Source organism: Pantoea sp. ARC270, assembly GCF_003236725.1.
Taxonomy (GTDB): Bacteria; Pseudomonadota; Gammaproteobacteria; order Enterobacterales; family Enterobacteriaceae; genus Pantoea; species Pantoea anthophila.
Window position 1 is genome coordinate 13,540 of record NZ_PUGA01000019.1, and the last position, 18,298, is coordinate 31,837.

The window sequence follows — 18,298 nt, forward strand, 5'->3', positions numbered from 1 at the left end:
CATTTGCAGCCGCTTTAAAATGGTGAATTTGATCAATAAATGATCAATTATCGCAATTTAATAAAATTTTTAATTAGAATCATGGGCCATATCCGGCCCTGAAATTAATGACTAAGCGAAGCGGTATAATGTAAGCGTGCTGACAGTAAAGGTGAGGTTTTCGGAATAGTACGAAAAAGTGTTTTCTGCGGAGGCTGGCATCGCTCCTGCCGCTCTGCGACCCAGGCAGGAGAGCCATCAGGTGTGGAAAGAGGAAGTCAGTTGAGGTGTGCCGTTACGCCTGATGGAGAGCGTGCACAGTCGGGCATATCAGGTCACAGTAGTCGGGTAATGTCAGGATCAAAAGCCACACCGCGTTTGCCGTTTTTCTTGATGCGGTACATCGCTTCATCCGCGCGCGCCAGCGCGGTGTCGAAATCATCGCTGGCCTGCACCTGGGATACGCCCACAGAAGCCCCGATTATGGCGTGCCCGTTTGCCATCTCAAACGGCGTCAGAACGGCATCCAGGCAGGCATGGGCCAGCGCTCTGACCTGCGGATGAATGATGGCAAAAGGCAGCAACAGGACAAACTCATCTCCACCGAGCCGGCCGGTGATGACCGCTTCCGGAACACTTTGCGTCAGCCGCTGACTCAGCTCAATGAGTACTTCGTCACCGCTGCGGTGACCCAGCGTGTCATTGACGTGCTTGAAGTTATCCAGGTCAATAAAGACGACACAGAGCGGTCCCTGCGCTTTGAGTTCGCAGAAGGCGCTTTGCAGTGCATGACGATTGTTGAGTAATGTCAGGGGATCGTGCAGCGCCAGCAGCGCGAGCTGCTCTTCATATTGCTTCTCTTTGGTCATGTCGATATGCGTGCCGATTACTTTGACCGGCTGCCCCGCTTCATTCCACTCGCTGACCCGGCCACGATCCAGCACCCAGGCGATGCTGCCGTTTTTGGCGATCATGCGATGCAGAGCCTCGTAGTAGGGTGCTTTCCCGGAAATATGGTCGTAAAACGCGCGTAAAACCTCGTCTGCATCATCGGGATGCAGGCTCTCTTTCCAGGATTCAAACGTGGCGTCAGTCTCTTTCGGCTGGAAGCCCAGCATGGCCCCCCAGCGCCGGTTGAAGATCACCAGCTTGCCGCTGGGAATGTCCAGTTGCCACAGAAACAGCCCGGTGCCATCCAGCGCCGCATTGAGTTTTGTCCGGGCGTCATGCGCTATACGCTTCAGCCGCGCATTATGCTTTTTCAGGTTCTGTATCTGCTGACGCAGCGCTTCTTCTGACATGACCGTAAGACAGGATTGAGAAAGGGGTATTGTGCCTGTCAGAGTGATTCTGTAAAGAGAGGCGTATAAAACACGATTAGTCGCGGCCAATTACAGGCTGGGCAGAATATCAGGCGGTGGCAGACTGGCATCACAGCACAGAGGCAAGACGGTGAATTGATTTCGCCGTGAAATCTTTCTGGCGGGTGGCCGGGTGAGTGAGGGAACGCGGGCAAAACAGTGGAGGGTTATGAGGTGGGAGGTGGCGCGTGTATCGAACGTTCGATAACGGGTTCGCTCTGAAAAGCAAAAACCCGCCAGAGGCGGGTTCTTTAAATATGGTGCCCGAACCCGGAATCGAACCAGGGACACGGGGATTTTCAATCCCCTGCTCTACCGACTGAGCTATTCGGGCAACGGGGCGCATTAAACCAAAGCGGCCCGGCAGCGTCAAACGCTTTTCGCCAAAATCAGATCGACTGCCCGCTTTTCCATCAACCCGCCCGCTGTCGCTCTCCTGAGACCAAAAACGTGACGGTCGTCAGGATAAATAGTCGTCAGCGGACCGGTAAAGACTCCATTGTGCCGCGCGGATGCCGATAAATAAGGCAAATCCCACACTAATAATAAGGATCGCTATGTTTTCCACCATTACATCAGGAATCGCTGCACGTCACAGCTGGCAGAAACGCGCACACTCAGCAGCCACGCTGAGCTCGCTTAACGGATCTATCGCCATGATCGAATTTTCGCCTGACGGCACCATTCTCAGCGCCAACACGCTGTTTCTGGCGCGTATGGGCTACACGCTGGCAGAGATAGAAGGCCAGCACCACAGCCTGTTCTGCACCGCAGAGCAGTTACAGTCGAAAGATTATCAGGATTTCTGGCTGCGACTGAACCGGGGAGAGAGCTTCAGCGACAAGTTTCTGCGCGTAGCCAAAAACAGCCGCCCTGTGTGGCTCGAAGCCAACTATGTCCCGGTGCAGAACCGACATGGCCGGGTGATCAAAATTGTTAAGCTGGCCACCGACATTACCGGCCATATCAACGACGCCCAGGAGCAGCGCGCTATCACGACCGCCATTGAGCGCTCTATGGCAGTGATCGCCTTTAACCTTAAGGGCGAGGTGCTCAAAGCCAATGATAACTTTCTGAAAACTATGGGCTACCGCCGCGAGGAGATCGAAGGTATCCATCACAGCCACTTCTGCTCGCAGGCGCTGCGCGACAGTCGGGAATACAGCGAATTCTGGCAGCAGCTCAACCGGGGTGAATTTGTCTCCGGTCAGTTTCCCCGCGTCAACAAAGCCGGTGAGACCATCTGGCTGCGCGCAACCTACAACCCGGTGTTTGACGAACAGGGCCGGCTCTACAAAATCGTCAAATTCGCGACGGATGTCACCGCTCAGGTGGAGAAGAATCAGCAGGAGCATGACGCGGCGCAGCAGGCTTATCACACCGCGCTGCAGACGGATGAGAGTACACGGCTGGGTGCCGATGTGATTGCCAGCAGCGTTCAGACCATGAATGCGCTGGCGGGGGAACTGCAGGGCATCTCCGGCGACATTACCGGCCTGAGCGAGTCATCAGATCGTATCGGCGCGATTGTCGAAGGGATCCGGCGCATTGCCGATCAGACCAACCTGCTGGCACTGAATGCCGCCATTGAGGCCGCAAGAGCGGGCAGCCATGGCCGCAGCTTTGCGGTCGTAGCAAACGAAGTGCGCACGCTGGCGGCGAACATCAACCGCGCGACTACCGACATCGAAAACCGGATACAGCAAAACCACGTGCTGGCGAGCCGCGCGCTGAAGGGGATCGAATCGAACCTGAAGCGCGCGGATCAGGGCGTGCAGCTGGCCCAGGAAGCGGGCGGCGTCATCGCCGAAATCCGCGAAGGCGCAACCGATGTGGTGCGTGCCATCGGCCAGGTCGCCAGAACGCTTAAGGCCTGAGTGGCTGCGGGGGCTGTGGCCCCCTTTTACTGCGCGGTCTGCGCGGTCTGGGTGGCGGACGCCGTCGCCTCTGGCGCGGGCGGGATAAAGATATGGTCCAGAATATCCCGCATCACCGGCGCAGCCGTCACCCCTTCCCCGCCGCCATTCTCCAGAATCAGGGCCACCGCGACCTTCGGGTCGTTAAAGGGGGCAAAGGCGGTGTAGAAGATATGGTCACGCAGCCGGACCGGGATCATCTTCGCGTTATAGGTCTGGTTCTGGCGCAGGCTGAAAACCTGCGAGGTGCCGCTTTTCGCGGCGATGCCATAAGGCGCCGTGTGGAAATATTTATAGCCGGTGCCGTTAGGTGAGTTCGCCATGCCAAACATCGCACGGCGCACCAGCGCCCAGTAGGGAGAATGGGGATCGCCAATCTGCGTTTCGCGCAGCGGTGGATGGTAGTTCTCTACCAGGGTGCCGCGCTGGGTTTTCTCCAGCAGATGCGGCGCAATCACCCTGCCGTTGTTGATCAGCGCCACCATCGCTTTCACCATCTGAATCGGCGTCGCGATCCAGTAGCCCTGGCCAATGCCGACGGAGACCGTATCGCCCTGATACCACGGCTTTTTATGCACCTTCTGTTTCCACTCGCGGCTCGGCAGCAGGCCGTTATACTCCTCATTCAGATCGATACCGGTCGATTTGCCATAGCCGAACTGGCTGAGCATGGTGTGAATGCGATCGATGCCCATCATAAACGCCACCTGATAGAAAAAGGTGTCGGCAGACTCTTCAATGGCGCGGGTCACATCCAGCATACCGTGGCCCGTCTTTTTCCAGTCGCGATAGCGCCGGTCGGTGCCCGGCAGCGTCCAGGTTGGCGCGCCAAAGAACTGCGTCTGCGGCGTAATCACATGGGTCAGCAGTGCCGACATCGCCATGTAAGGTTTCACCGTCGAGGCGGGCGGATAGAGTCCCTGCGTGACGCGGTTAATCAGCGGCAGGTTTTTATCCTGCAGCAGCTTTTTGTAGGCCTGATAGCTGATGCCTTTGACAAACGGATTAGGGTCATAGCTGGGGCTGGAGACCATCGCCAGCACCGAACCGTCGTGCGGATCTTCAATCAGCAGCGCCGCACGCTGCCCCGCCAGGCGGCTTTCCACATACTGCTGCAGATGGAGATCCAGCGTCAGCGTCAGGTTCTTGCCTGCCACCGGCGGCACCTCTTTCAGCACCCGGACAATGCGGCCGTGGTTATCCACTTCCACTTCCTGATAGCCTGGCTTGCCGTGCAGCAGCGCTTCGTAATAGCCCTCAATGCCCTGCTTGCCGATGTTATGGTCCGCCGCATAGTTTTCGGCGATCCCCTCTTCATTCAGGCGCTTGTAGTCGCTGTCGTTGATTTTCGAAACATAACCGACCACATGTGCCAGATCGGCCCCATAGGGATATTCCCGATCCTGGTAGGTCTCAAGGCTGGCACCGGTGAAGCGAAACTGATTCACCGCAAAGCGGGCGACCTCCTCTTCGGTCAGCTCCTCTTTCAGCACCACCGGCTTGTAGCGGCTGGTCTGCTTCAGCGCATGGCGGAAGGTGTCGATCTCATCGGGCGTCAGATCCACGAGCGGCGTCAGCTCGCGCAGCGTCGCTTCCATGTCGCTGATTTTATACGGCGTCAGCGTGATGGCGTACCAGCTGACGTTACGCACCAGCGGAATGCCGTTGCGGTCATAGATCAATCCGCGCGTCGGCGCGATGGGGATCATCTTGATGTCGTTCTGATTGGAGCGTGTCTGGTAATAGCCGTGATCGCGCACCTGCAGACGGAAAAGGTTCACGCCAAGAATAGTGAAACAGAGACAGACCAGAGCAAAGGCAACTGCAGCACGGCGGGCAAAGAGCTTCTCTTCAGCTTCGAAGTTACGAAAATTCATCAGGGGGCATTATCAGGCGATTAATTATTATCTGTTGTTGCGCACCATAATAAAGCGCGTTCGCGGCGGTGCCAGCACGAAGATGCACAAGCCTCAGCAAAAGTGTGTCATTTGATGTGAATGTTACGGGACAGCGCGGGGGAGAGAGGCAGATCCTCCGGTTAAAGAGGATCTGAACAGATGGCGGACGACAGTGCCCGCCAGAAGGATTAATCACCCAGCAGGACAGATTCCAGTGCGATCTTAATCATGTCGTTGAACGTCGTCTGACGTTCAGCCGCTGTGGTCTGCTCATGCGTGCGGATGTGGTCTGATACCGTGCAGATGGTCAGGGCTTTAGCGCCAAACTCAGCGGCCACACCGTAGATGCCTGCCGCTTCCATCTCGACGCCGAGGATGCCATATTTTTCCATCACGTCGAACATCTGCGGATCCGGGGTGTAGAAAAGGTCGGCAGAGAAGATATTACCGACGCGTGCTTCAACACCCAGGTTTTTCGCCGCATCCACCGCGTTGCGCACCATGTCGAAGTCAGCAATCGCCGCGAAGTCGTGATCTTTGAAACGCATACGGTTCACTTTGGAATCGGTGCAGGCACCCATACCAATTACGATGTCACGCAGTTTGACGTCAGGACGCACGGCACCACAGGAGCCAACACGGATGATCTTCTTCACGCCGAAGTCAGTGATCAGCTCTTTGGTGTAGATGGAGCAGGAAGGGATACCCATTCCGTGACCCATGACAGAGACTTTGCGGCCTTTGTAAGTGCCGGTATAGCCCAGCATGCCACGCACATTGTTCACTTCAACCGGGTTTTCCAGGAAGGTTTCTGCGATGTGCTTTGCACGCAGCGGATCGCCGGGCATCAGAACAACATCGGCAAAATCGCCCATTTCAGCATTGATGTGAGGAGTAGCCATGGTTTAAATCCTTATTAAAGTGCTGATTTACAGCATGTTCTTGCCATAGTCCATGTCGGACAGGCCAAAGTAGTGTGCAATTGTCTGACCAATATCGGCGAACGTCTCACGGTAGCCCAGTGAGCCCGGCTCCACCTTCGGTCCGTAGATCAGAATCGGAATGTGCTCACGCGTATGCTCGGTGCCTTGCCAGGTCGGGTCACAGCCGTGGTCCGCGGTGAGGATCAGAATGTCATCTTCGCCGACCAGCTCCATCAGCTCAGGCAGGCGACGGTCAAACAGCTCCAGGCCGCCAGCATAACCGGCGACATCGCGGCGATGCCCCCAGGTGGAGTCAAAATCCACGAAGTTGGTGAAAACAATCGCCTGATCCGGCGCCGTTTTCATCTCCTGGATCGTCGCGTCAAACAGCGCATCCAGACCGGTCGCTTTGACCTTTTTGGTAATGCCCTGCTCCGCATAGATATCGGCGATTTTACCCACTGAAATCACATGGCCGCCTTTCTCATCCACCAGCTTTTTCAGCATGGTGGCTGAAGGTGGCTCAACCGCCAGGTCGTGACGGTTACCGGTGCGCTCAAACTGCCCCGCTTTGTCGCCCACAAACGGACGGGCAATCACGCGGCCGATGTTATAGCCCCCTTCCGTCAGCTCTTCACGGGCGATTTCACACAGCGCATAAAGGCGGTCGAGGCCAAAGGTCTCTTCGTGACAGGCGATCTGGAACACCGAGTCTGCCGAGGTATAGAAAATCGGCTTGCCGGTTTTCATATGCTCTTCGCCCAGCTGATCGAGGATCACGGTGCCTGATGAGTGGCAGTTTCCGAGGTAGCCCGGCAGGTCAGCGCGCTCCACCAGCTTGTCCAGCAAATCCTGCGGGAAGCTGTTTTCTTTGTCGCTGAAGTAGCCCCAGTCAAACAGCACCGGCACACCAGCGATTTCCCAGTGGCCTGACGGCGTATCTTTGCCCGACGACAGCTCACTGGCGTAGGCGTAGGCGCCGGTGATCGTCGCCTCAGGGTCCAGACCGGCCGGGAAGCGACCGGTCGACAGCTCCGCGGCTTTACCCAGACCCAGCGCGGTAAGATTAGGCAGATGCAGAGGGCCTTTACGTCCCTTGTCTGCTTCACCTTTAAAACAGGCTTCAGCGATGTGACCCAGGGTATCTGAACCTGCGTCACCGAACTTATCGGCATCTTTACTGGAGCCAATTCCAAAGGAATCGAGAACCATAATAAAAGCACGTTTCATGCAAGTCTCCTGCGCATTGGCGCGTGACAAGTCAAAAAAAGCGATCAGATCAGTATACCTGAATGCATCGCGGCTGGCACGGGTTACGGGCCAGTTAGCGGATATCGCTCACACGGCGATAGACAACCGGCGTCTCAGCCGGGGCGCTGTCACCCAGCACCAGCGCGGCTTTCACCGCGGCGGCGGCCTGCTGCCACTGCTCTTCGCTGCTGGCGTGAATCATCGCCAGAGGACGCTGTGCATCGGCCCGTTCGCCCAGGGTGATCATGTCGCTCAGGCCGACGCTGTAATCAATGCTGTCGCTGGCACGCTGACGTCCGCCGCCCAGCGCGACCACGGCCAGCCCCAGTGCACGGGTATCCATACGGCTGACGATGCCTGGCTGGTCGGCATATACCGGTCTGCTCAGCATCGCCTGTGGCAGATACGTGTCGTAGCGTTCGACAAAATCGGCCGGACCCTGCTGAGCCGCGACCATACGCCCGAAGCAGTCGGCCGCGCTGCCGTTGTCCAGCACCGCCATCAGCTTCTGGCGCGCTTCGGCGTCGCTGGCAGCCAGTTTACCGGAGATCAACATTTCACTGCAGAGCGCCAGCGTCACCTCCAGCAGGCGCGGATTGCGCTGCTCGCCGGTGAGGAAACGCACCGCTTCACGCACTTCCAGCGCATTACCTGCGGAGGAGGCAAGCACCTGATTCATGTCGGTCAGCAGGGCTGTGGTCTGACAGCCTGCGCCATTGGCGACGCCCACGATCGACTGCGCCAGCTGCTCAGAGGCGTCATAGGTTGGCATAAACGCGCCAGAACCGACTTTCACATCCATCACCAGTGCATCCAGTCCCTCGGCCAGCTTCTTCGCCAGAATCGAGGCGGTGATCAGCGGAATGGAATCAACGGTGGCGGTGATGTCACGCGTGGCGTAGAAACGCTTGTCCGCCGGGGCCAGCGAGCTGGTCTGGCCGATAATCGCCACACCCACCTGCTTAATGATCTCGCGAAAACGGTCATCGCTGGGGAAGATGTCGAAGCCCGGAATCGCCTCCAGCTTATCCAGCGTGCCCCCGGTGTGGCCCAATCCACGCCCGGAGATCATCGGCACATAGCCGCCGCACGCCGCCACCATCGGTCCTAACATCAGTGACGTCACATCGCCAACGCCGCCGGTAGAGTGCTTGTCCACTACCGGGCCGTTGAGATTGAGTGATTGCCAGTTGAGCACCGTACCGGAGTCGCGCATCGCCATCGTCAGCGCCACCCGCTCAGGCAGGGTCATATCATGAAAATAGATGGTCATCGCCAGCGCAGCAATCTGGCCTTCCGAAACGCTGTTATCGCGCACGCCGTTGATGAAGAAGCGAATCTCCTCTTCAGTCAGCGCATGGCCGTCACGTTTTTTACGAATAATTTCTTGTGGCAGGAACACGAAAGCCCCCTGGTTCAGAAAAGATGCGGTGGGGAAAAGGCGGTCCGCGACCGCCAGAAGGATCAGTAACCGGCTTTACTGGTGTCGCTGTTGTGACCCTGGGTATTCAGCAGGCTCGCCAGCAGGCTGGAGGCACCAAAGCGGAAATGGCGCGCATCGGCCCAGTCGGCGCCCAGCGTCTCTTCCGCCATTTGCAGATAGAGTGCGGCATCTTCCGCGGTGCGCACGCCGCCCGCAGGTTTGAAGCCAACCTGCTCACTGACGCCTTTATCCCGGATCACATTCATCATGATCTGCGCCACTTCGGGCGTCGCGTTGACCGGCACTTTGCCGGTAGAGGTTTTGATAAAGTCGGCACCGGCGTCGATGGCGATTTCTGACGCCTGACGAATCAGCGCTTCCTGCTTCAGCTCACCGGTTTCGATGATCACTTTCAGCAGCACATTCGCTTCGGCACAGGCCGTTTTACAGGCTTTGACCAGATCGAAGCCGACCTGACTGTTCCCGGCGATCAGCGCGCGATAGGGGAACACCACATCCACTTCATCGGCACCGTAGGCGATTGCGGCACGGGTCTCGGCCAGCGCAATGTCGATGTCATCATTGCCGTGCGGGAAGTTCGTCACCGTGGCGATACGAATCTCCGGCGTGCCCTGCTCGCGCAGCGTTTTACGCGCAATCGGAATAAAACGCGGATAGATACAGATTGCGGCGGTGTTGCCTGCCGGGGATTTGGCCTGATGGCACAGGGCGATCACTTTTGCATCGGTGTCGTCCTCATTCAGGGTGGTCAAATCCATCAGTTTCAGGGCGCGCAGGGCGAGGTGTTTGATATCGGTCATGAGGCTCTCCAAAGAATCGGGGTGCAACCCACCGGCTCGCCGGCGGAATGTTATAATAATAACACTCTGAAGCGGCCTGATATGTGCCAGCAGTCACATAGAAATAAGAAATTGGTGCAAAATTACCACGCAGGCTGTGACAAAAATCGCAGATAACGCGGATTAATGGCCATTATACGTCAGGCGATGTGATGTTACTATTATCACATTTATGGGCGCAGCGCCGGAAAGGCGGGATCGAGCCGGAACAGCTGCTGGCTGTTGTGCCACAGGGCATCGGCAATTTCTTCAGGTGACTCGTCACGCAGGCTACAGAGCACCTCCCACACCCGACGAGCCCGTTCAGGACGATTGGGCTGACCCTGAAAGCCCTGCAGCGGCATATCAGGGGCATCGGTTTCCAGCAGCAGCGAAGAGAGTGGCAGCTGCGCCACGGTCTGACGGGTTTTGCTGGCGCGCTCATAGGTGATGGTGCCGCCAACGCCAATCGCATAGCCCAGCCGGATAAAAGCCTGCGCCTGCTGCAGGCTGCCAGCAAAACCATGCACCACGCCACGGCGCGGCAGATCGTGACGACGCAGGATCTGCGCGAGTTTGTCATGCGTGCGCCGTGAATGCAGGATCACCGGCAGCTGATAGGTTTTCGCCAGCTTAAGCTGCGCCTCAAGAAAGCGCTGCTGCTTATCAAACTGCGGATCGTCGCGATAGAGATCCAGCCCGATCTCGCCGATCGCCACCAGCTTACGCGGTCGCTGTTGCAGCAGCGTTTCAAGCTGGTCGAGATGGGAGGCCTGATGCGCTTCAATCACAATCGGATGCAGCCCCAGCGCGGCATATAAGGCCGGATGCGCCGCGGCCAGCGCAGAGACCCGCTCAAAGCGGCTGGCATCAATCGCCGGAACGATGATTTTCTCCACGCCCGCCTCAGCGGCGCGCGCCAGGCTGGCGGGAATGTCCCCCTCAAACGGCGGAAAGTCGAAGTGGCAGTGCGTGTCGATAAACTTCATGCCAGCGATCCTTTGTCGTAATGCTCATCGTTATCCGCCAGCGGCGGCGTGATAATCTGGCGGGTATCGGGCGCGTTCGCCACCGGGGCAGCCGGCGTGACGATGCGCGGCGAGGTCAGCGGTTCCGCATCGCTCAGCCACTGCCCCAGCGTCGCGAGGAAATAGCGGCCGCAGCGCCGTCCCAGATGATAATCCTGATTCAGTGCGCTGATGCGACTGCCAAGCGCACTGCTGGCCAGCGCATGCGGCGGAAAGATTTCGATGATACGCAAATCATCGGGGGGATTCTCAATGAACTGCTGAATTTCCCGATAGCTCTGCTCGTGCCGGTTGACCACATTCACCATTGGCTGCAACGCGCCGGTACTGAGCCAGCGCTCCATCCGCCTGAACCATTTCGGCGTGTAGAACATCTGCGACGGCACGGTGCGGATCACCACGATGGTGTCAGCCCCGCGACGGGCCGCCTCCCGCACCGGAATGGCATCGCTGATGCCGCCGTCGAGATAGCTGATCCCCTCCAGATTGACCCCCAGCCGGTAAAAGCCGGGGATAGCGCTGGAGGCTTTGATCAGATCCAGCCAGTTGTCGGCAGTGGGCGTGAAGTAGCCAGGGGTGTAATCGTCACTGCGGCAGGCGCACATATAAAATTCGCGGCCGCTGGAGAACATCTGCTCTGCACTGCTCATCGCCAGCGGAAATTCACTGCGGGTAATCTCAATCAGCCAGTCGAGATCGATAAGATTTCCCCCGCGCACAAAGCGCAGCGGATCGAAAAAGAGTTTGCTGGTGGTATATCGGGTAATGACGCGCCGGGCATAGCCGGGCTGACCACAGACATAGGCAGAGAGATTTTGTGCACCGGCAGAGGTGCCAAGCATCAGATGAAACGGGTTAAATCGGGCGCGCTGAAATTCATCCAGGACACCGGCGGTGAAAATACCGCGCTGACCGCCGCCTTCACACACCAGGGCAATCTTCTGCGATTTAAAGGGGATCAGTGCCAGAGGTTCAATGGCACCAAGCGTGACAGGAATGCGTATACCCACTGTGCGAACCTCAGAAGGGCTCCGGGCAGGCTGGGGGAGCAATCCGCTTGCAGCGGCAGCATTCCGGAGAACCAGTCCTCTATTCCTTTAACCGGTAAACCTGCCAGGCAGGCTTACCACCGTCGCGATATGAAGGTGTCCCTCTCTTCACGTCTGTCGCTGACGATGACTGGTCTCCGCTCTATGCTTTGCGTTGCATTACACTGCAGGACTCATCGGCTAAAGCTTTTTACGGCCGGTAAACAGGCTGATGAGGAACAGGATAATACCAACAACGAAGACAACTTTAGCTGCCCATGCTGCTGTACCCGCTAAACCGCCAAAACCTAACGCTGCAGCAATCAGTGCGATCACCAGAAAAATAATGCCCCAACGAAACATAAGCCTCTCCTTACCCTATTTAAATTCGAACTGCTTATTTCATCCCCGGATGGGTCTCTTTTATTCGTGCGGCCACAACCGTGACCGCACTGCAGCCATTAAGATTTAACCGTCAGGTCATTCTTAACGCTTTTCACGCCTTCAATGGCTTTAGCGATGCTTTCAGCACGGTCTGACTGTGCTTTACTCGCCACATGCCCTGAAAGCTGAACAACGCCGTCGGTGGTTTCAACTTTAACGTTGCGCGACGGAACAATGTCATCCGCTAATAGCTTAGCTTTAATTTCGCTGGTCGTTGCGGCATCGCCCGCATAACCTTTCACAGAAGTGGTTTTGCTGTCTCTGACGTGTAGTTTGTCGCTGACGGATTTAACACCTTCGATTTTCTGCACCACAGCCACAGCCTTTTCAGCCTGATCCTGTGAGGTGACGAAACCGCTTAAGGTCACGACGCCCTGATGCGTTTTTACCGAGATATCCGTGCTTTTAATGGCGTCGTCATCCACCAGTGCCGCTTTGGCTTTGGCGGTGATGCCGCTGTCATCCATATAACCATCGACTTTTTTCATAGAACTATCGATTTTCGAACCCGCGCTGTCGGCAGTCTGAGACGCTTTCTGAGAAAGTGATTCGTCAGCCAGGGCGCTGCCGCTGATCAGTGCTGAGCCAATCATGGCGGCCATCAGGGTTTTAGCAATCTTAGTCTTGTTCATCGATATCTTCCTTCTATCAGTTAACTCACCCAAAACTGTGGGCGAAACAGCAGCACAGGTGCCGCTGCGTTACAGGACGTAAGGACAAGAGAAGTCTCTTTCGCCGTCCGATAGAATAATCATAGTCGGCATTTTGTGATTTGCCTGGCTAACTGGTTGATCGCACGTTAAAACAGCAGAAAAACAGGGTTTTTAGGAGGAGTCTGTAGCGGGGAAAACAGGGCCATTCCCTGCTGGAATGGCCCGGAAACAGCGCGATCAGTGCTCGCGCGTTTTGCGGAAACGAACGTCCGGATAACGTTCCTGGGTAATATTGAGGTTGACCATGGTAGGCGCGATATAGGTCAGATTATCGCCGCCATCGAGCGCCAGGTTAACTTCGTTTTTACGCTGGAAGTCATCAAACTTTTTCACGTCGTCGCACTCAACCCAGCGCGCCGTAGAGACGTTGATCGCTTCGTAGATCGCTTCGACGTTATATTCGCTCTTCAGGCGTGCGACGACCACGTCGAACTGCAGCACCCCGACCGCACCCACGATCAGATCGTTATTGTGCACCGGGCGGAACACCTGCACCGCGCCCTCTTCCGACAGCTGAACCAGCCCTTTCAGCAGCTGTTTCTGCTTCAGCGGATCGCGCAGACGGATACGGCGGAACAGTTCTGGCGCGAAGTTCGGAATCCCGGTGAACTTCATATTTTCACCCTGAGTAAAGGTGTCGCCGATCTGAATGGTGCCGTGGTTATGCAGGCCGATGATGTCGCCAGGATAGGCTTCTTCCACATGGGAACGGTCGCCCGCCATGAAGGTCAGCGCATCGGAGATCATCACATCTTTGCCGGTGCGCACCTGACGCAGCTTCATCCCCTTTTCATACTTCCCGGACACCACACGCATAAAGGCGACGCGGTCACGGTGTTTCGGGTCCATGTTTGCCTGGATCTTAAAGACAAAGCCGGTGAACTTCTCTTCCTGTGCTTCGACAGTGCGGGTGTCGGTCTGACGTGGCATCGGACGCGGCGCCCAGGAGACCAGGCCATCCAGCATATGATCCACGCCAAAGTTACCCAGCGCGGTACCGAAGAAGACCGGCGAGAGTTCGCCGCTCAGGAACGCTTCCTGCTCAAACTCGTGCGAGGCACCCTGCACCAGCTCCAGCTCTTCACGCAGCTGCGTCGCCAGATCTTCACCGACGGCGCTGTCGAGTTCCGGGTTATTCAGCCCCTTCACGATGCGCACGTCCTGAATGGTGTGCCCTTTACCGGACTGGTAGAGATAGGTCTCATCTTTGTAGAGATGATAAACCCCTTTGAACAGCTTGCCGCAGCCAATCGGCCAGGTGATCGGTGCGCAGGCGATTTTCAGCTCGCTTTCCACCTCATCCAGCAGCTCCATCGGATCGCGGATGTCACGGTCAAGTTTGTTCATAAAGGTCAGGATCGGCGTATCGCGCAGACGGGTGACTTCCATCAGCTTACGGGTACGATCCTCGACGCCTTTCGCGGCATCGATCACCATCAGACAGCAGTCCACGGCGGTCAGGGTGCGGTAGGTGTCTTCCGAGAAATCTTCGTGACCTGGGGTATCCAGCAGGTTCACCAGGCTGTCACGGTAAGGGAACTGCATCACCGAGGTCGTAATGGAGATACCACGCTGTTTCTCCATCTCCATCCAGTCCGACTTAGCGTGCTGGTTAGAGCCGCGGCCTTTAACCGTACCGGCAGTCTGGATAGCCTGTCCGAACAGCAGCACTTTTTCGGTAATCGTGGTTTTACCGGCATCCGGATGCGAAATGATCGCGAAGGTGCGGCGGCGTGCCACCTCTTCTAAAAAGGGATTAGACATGAATTCTTCTCAATGGAGCAGCGCGGGTCACAGGCGCTGCTGATAAATCACGGTGGCCGGCAGAACCTTACCGGCGGGTAAACGGTGCCAGAACGATCTTTTATCGTTGGCGGGTCAGCGCGAAGTTACATTGGCGTGAATTCCGGTTACCTGGTCAGCTTTAAGGCGGCATAGCATACAATATTTTGCGCGCGCGGCCTACAGGGGAAGGGGCAGGATTTAGCGGAGATAGCACGGTGAAGAGTGGCTCAGGGCGGGGCTGACCCGCGCCCGCCCTGTTTTTGTTATCCCAGCACCTTTCTGACGCAGGCTTTGAAGATCTGCACGCCGATCTCCAGCGAGTTGAGGTCAAATCGCATATCGGGATGGTGCAGCCCTGGCGTCAGGTTAGTACCCAGCCCCCAGAATCCCGCTTTCACTCCCGGACGCTTCACCGGATAGTAGAAAAAGTCCTCGCTGCCTGGCGTCGTGCGGGCTGGCAGTGCACCCGCTTCGCCCAGTACCTCAACGATAGCGGCGCGGATCACCGCCGTAGCTTCATCATCGATCTCGGCCGCAGGCATCTCTTTCAGCACCCGGACCTCGGCGCTGGCCCCCAGCGCCGCCACGCTGTGGGTAATGGCGCGCATGACCTGCTCTTTGAGCTGGGTCATCGGTCCATTCTCCTGAGAGCGCAGATCCCACACCACACGGGCTTCATCCGGCACCGAGTTTGTTACCCCGGCATCACACAGGAAACGGGTTGCTTTAACGCTCCAGGTCAGGCCGGGAGAGAGATGCAGGGCGTTGACTGCCTGCACCGCCTGAACGGCGGCATCGAGCGCATTCACGCCCAGATGCGGACGCGCCGCATGGGCAGGCTGGCCTTTAATTGTCGCTTCCAGCGTGCTGCAGGCGGAGTAAAGCACCGCTGGCACCGCCTGCCCCACGACGCACTCCTCCAGCGGACGCAGATGGAAGCCCAGAATCATCTCTACATCATCCAGCGCGCCTCCCTCGATCATCGACAGCGCACCGGCGCCCAGCTCCTCGGCGGGCTGAAACAGGATTTTCAGCCGGCCACGTTTCACTGTGCCCTCCTGCAGCAGAGCCGCGGCCGCCGTCAGCACCACCGACGAGTGACCATCGTGACCGCAGGTGTGCCGCGCGCAGGGGACACCGTCGATCACGTGTCCCAGTGCATCCATATCCGCCCGCAGGGCCAGCACCGGCCCCGGGACACCGCTGTCAATCTCCGCCACGATACCGGTGGTGTTGTTAATGTTGCGCGTCACCTTCAGGCCCGCTTTCTCCAGCTGGTCAGCGATATAGGCCGAGGTTTTGAACTCCTGAAAACCGAGCTCCGGGATTTCATGCAGCGTGTGATAATGCTCCAGTACCTTAGTCAAAACGTTACTCCTGAATAAACAGACGCATAACAGACATGGCGATCAGCGCGTTGATGATGCTGACCAGCATCAGCAGCGGCCAGTATTTTTTGGGTACATCGGCCACACCCAGCAGCCGTCCCATATATTGCAGTTGCGATCCCATCAGAAAAATCGCCGGCGCCAGGATGGTGATATCTGCCCCGGTCAGCAGCCCTTTGGTCAGCAGGCTGACCGCCACACCGGTTCCCGCCGACGACGAGAGCCAGGCCGTCAGCAGCACCGTGATCGCCTCACCCGGCAAGCCGAACAGCCCCATGACCGGTGCAAAAACATGGCCAAGGAACTGCATGATACCCAGCAGATTCAGCACCTCCGCCAGCACATAGGCCATCACCACATTCGGCATCAGGTTGTGGATGGCGATATGAAAACCTTTCCGTGCGCCGGTAACAAATACGTCAAACGGGTTGCTGCTGGCAGTAACGCTTTTATTTTCCATCGATAAAATCCTTCTTATAAACACTGTTTAGCACAGCGCGCGTGATGGCCGCACCGACAAATTTCAGCGCGAACATGACTAACAGCGGAATGATGATCGGCAGCGTCATTGAGGCAAAGAGTGCGGAACCGATGGCGAAGTAGTTATTGATTAACCCGGCCCCGGAATATTGCCAGGCGCTCATGACCACCACCTCTTTCTTACCGATCTGCTTCTGATCGGCCATCTCTTTCGTTAACGCTGCACCCGCGTCGGTGCTTTGCAGGTCGGTGATAAGTGCCAGCCCGCAATGCCCCGGCAGCCCCATCAGAGGTCTGAGTAAGGGCGTCAGCAGCCGGTGCGCCGCCCGAATCGCACCGTAGTGGGTAAAAATCTCCAGCACGCCCAGCGCCAGCATGACGGTAGGCGTCAGCGACAGGGCGAACAGGAAGCCGGCTTTGGCACTCAGCCCGCCTGCGCCGAGAAAGGTGTTACTGGCGGGATCTTTCATGGTGCCAAAACTGCCGCCCAGCGTGGTGAAATCAAACGCGCCAAGCCATTTCAGGCCGTCGACGTTATAAAAGAGCCCGGAAAAAAACAGAATGGCAAAAATTAACGCGACATAACTGCCTCGGGTCGCCGTCATTTTCATCGGTGTAACGCGGGTTTCATCTGACATGATTTTCTCCTGATCACCTGACCTGCCCCTGTTCCCTGTCGGGGCAAGTTTCAATATATGGAACTGAGTTCTAAGCAGGATTTATGCCAGTGCTGACGCAGTCAGCCTTTAATCCTGCCCTGTTTCGCCTCTCCGGCTCTCTCATCCCCGCGATATGCGCGACTGGACGGAAATTTATTTTTGTGTCCGCTGCGGATGCGTGCCTGCTGGCCGTATCCGGTAGCCGCGCTCGTATGCCGCCATCAGGGCGATTGCACCAGCAGGATGCTGTACAGGTGCACTAGCGTGGTGCCGTCCCCTCTGTTGTCAGGCCGATAACCTGTAATACAAAATGAGAATTGGTCGCATTCAAATTGCTGAATAATTCTATTTAAATCAAACAGATAAATTGCCCTATTTTGCGAAAAAGGCTTCACATTACTAACATATTTGATGCATAATTCGCCGCATCTGCCTGTTTAATTAACATCTTCGTAAAAAGGACTCGGCCATGCTGACTGCTGAAATGACTGGACGTTTAAACGACCAGCTGAACCTGGAATTTTTCTCTGCCAATCTTTATCTGCAAATGAGTGCCTGGTGCTGTGACAAAGGCTTTGAGGGCGCCGCGTCCTTCCTGAAAATGCACTCACGTGAAGAGATGCAGCACATGCAGCGTCTGTTTGATTACCTGAGCGACACCGGCGCAATGCCGGTACTGGGAACCATTGCGGCACCGCCGGTTTCCTTTAACTCACTCAATGAGATTCTGGAGCAGGCTCTGGAGCACGAGCAGCTTATCACCCGTAAAATCAATGAGCTGGCGCATGCCGCCATGACCTCACAGGATTACTCCACCTTCAACTTCCTGCAGTGGTATGTTGCCGAGCAGCACGAAGAAGAGAAGCTGTTCAAAACCGTGCTGGATAAACTGGCGCTGGTCAGCAACAGCGGCAACGGTCTCTTCCTGGTCGACAAAGATCTGGGCCGCATGAGCACCGAGAACCACGCGGAGTAATCTCTTTCAGGTCGGTTCAGACTGCTGACACGTCCCTGGTACGCTTTCAGAAAGCCATGATAAAGCTCAGTTAGCAGGGAATACGGTCAGAAGAGGAAAGCGTCCCGCGTCATGGATGGCGCGGGTCGAGCGTGTCATGGATGATGGCTTTTGCGTCTTTCCGATCTGACCGTATTTCCTGCTCAGGCACGATCTCACAGCGAAGCA

The 18,298-nt window shown here is 56.8% G+C and carries 16 protein-coding genes and 1 tRNA gene; 2 read left to right on the forward strand and 15 right to left on the reverse strand.

Annotated elements, in window-relative coordinates; genetic code table 11:
- Positions 1-314: 314 nt before the first annotated feature.
- The gene (locus tag CKF42_RS10540; RefSeq protein ID WP_111208149.1) at positions 315-1,280 is read right to left on the reverse strand and encodes a sensor domain-containing diguanylate cyclase; all 966 of its coding nucleotides are present in this window, start codon (positions 1,278-1,280) and stop codon (positions 315-317) included.
- 318 nt (positions 1,281-1,598) lie between these two features.
- Positions 1,599-1,674 (reverse strand) — tRNA-Phe (locus tag CKF42_RS10545).
- Positions 1,675-1,897: 223 nt separating this feature from the next.
- Here CKF42_RS10545 and CKF42_RS10550 point away from each other — a divergent pair.
- Positions 1,898-3,217 (forward strand): PAS domain-containing methyl-accepting chemotaxis protein, encoded by a 1,320-nt coding sequence (locus CKF42_RS10550; protein ID WP_009087189.1) that lies wholly within the window; start codon positions 1,898-1,900, stop codon positions 3,215-3,217.
- A gap of 26 nt (positions 3,218-3,243) precedes the next feature.
- Here the strand turns inward: CKF42_RS10550 and mrdA are convergent, their stop codons facing one another.
- The 13 genes from mrdA to CKF42_RS10615 all read right to left on the reverse strand — a co-directional run bounded on the left by mrdA (position 3,244) and on the right by CKF42_RS10615 (position 17,094).
- Positions 3,244-5,133 carry a penicillin-binding protein 2 gene (gene mrdA / locus CKF42_RS10555; protein ID WP_046102538.1) on the reverse strand — a complete coding sequence of 630 codons (1,890 nt, stop codon included), beginning with the start codon at positions 5,131-5,133 and terminating at the stop codon, positions 3,244-3,246.
- A 209-nt stretch (positions 5,134-5,342) separates the two neighbouring features.
- Entirely contained in the window at positions 5,343-6,056 is a 714-nt protein-coding gene (deoD, locus tag CKF42_RS10560; RefSeq protein ID WP_009087192.1) for a purine-nucleoside phosphorylase, read from the reverse strand.
- Positions 6,057-6,083: 27 nt separating this feature from the next.
- Positions 6,084-7,307, reverse strand: coding sequence for a phosphopentomutase (gene deoB / locus CKF42_RS10565; protein WP_009087193.1), 1,224 nt, complete (start codon positions 7,305-7,307; stop codon positions 6,084-6,086).
- Between the two features lie 94 nt (positions 7,308-7,401).
- On the reverse strand, positions 7,402-8,730 hold the full coding sequence (gene deoA / locus CKF42_RS10570) for a thymidine phosphorylase (protein WP_111208150.1): 1,329 nt from the start codon (positions 8,728-8,730) through the stop codon (positions 7,402-7,404).
- A 62-nt stretch (positions 8,731-8,792) separates the two neighbouring features.
- Positions 8,793-9,572 carry a deoxyribose-phosphate aldolase gene (gene deoC / locus CKF42_RS10575; protein ID WP_111208151.1) on the reverse strand — a complete coding sequence of 260 codons (780 nt, stop codon included), beginning with the start codon at positions 9,570-9,572 and terminating at the stop codon, positions 8,793-8,795.
- Positions 9,573-9,781: 209 nt separating this feature from the next.
- A complete protein-coding gene (locus CKF42_RS10580; RefSeq protein WP_111208152.1) occupies positions 9,782-10,579 on the reverse strand; it encodes a TatD family hydrolase in 798 nt (265 codons plus the stop codon).
- Complete coding sequence (locus CKF42_RS10585) at positions 10,576-11,628, reverse strand: patatin family protein (protein ID WP_111208153.1); 1,053 nt, start codon at positions 11,626-11,628, stop codon at positions 10,576-10,578. Before CKF42_RS10585 ends, CKF42_RS10580 begins: the two co-directional genes overlap by 4 nt.
- 219 nt (positions 11,629-11,847) lie before the next feature.
- A complete protein-coding gene (locus tag CKF42_RS10590; RefSeq protein ID WP_003848537.1) occupies positions 11,848-12,009 on the reverse strand; it encodes a DUF1328 domain-containing protein in 162 nt (53 codons plus the stop codon).
- Between the two features lie 98 nt (positions 12,010-12,107).
- On the reverse strand, positions 12,108-12,722 hold the full coding sequence (gene osmY / locus CKF42_RS10595) for a molecular chaperone OsmY (protein WP_046102542.1): 615 nt from the start codon (positions 12,720-12,722) through the stop codon (positions 12,108-12,110).
- 258 nt (positions 12,723-12,980) lie between these two features.
- Positions 12,981-14,567: a peptide chain release factor 3 gene (prfC, locus tag CKF42_RS10600; protein ID WP_009087207.1), complete on the reverse strand. Its 1,587-nt coding sequence runs from the start codon at positions 14,565-14,567 to the stop codon at positions 12,981-12,983.
- A 284-nt stretch (positions 14,568-14,851) separates the two neighbouring features.
- On the reverse strand, positions 14,852-15,955 hold the full coding sequence (locus CKF42_RS10605) for a M20 peptidase aminoacylase family protein (RefSeq protein ID WP_111208154.1): 1,104 nt from the start codon (positions 15,953-15,955) through the stop codon (positions 14,852-14,854).
- 4 nt (positions 15,956-15,959) lie between these two features.
- Positions 15,960-16,436, reverse strand: coding sequence for a YjiG family protein (locus tag CKF42_RS10610; RefSeq protein WP_009087211.1), 477 nt, complete (start codon positions 16,434-16,436; stop codon positions 15,960-15,962).
- Positions 16,426-17,094 carry a nucleoside recognition domain-containing protein gene (locus tag CKF42_RS10615; protein WP_009087213.1) on the reverse strand — a complete coding sequence of 223 codons (669 nt, stop codon included), beginning with the start codon at positions 17,092-17,094 and terminating at the stop codon, positions 16,426-16,428. Before CKF42_RS10615 ends, CKF42_RS10610 begins: the two co-directional genes overlap by 11 nt.
- A 490-nt stretch (positions 17,095-17,584) precedes the next feature.
- On the opposite strand from CKF42_RS10615, the gene ftnA reads away from it, so the two are divergent.
- Entirely contained in the window at positions 17,585-18,091 is a 507-nt protein-coding gene (gene ftnA / locus CKF42_RS10620) for a non-heme ferritin (protein WP_009087216.1), read from the forward strand.
- The last annotated feature ends 207 nt before the right edge of the window (positions 18,092-18,298 follow it).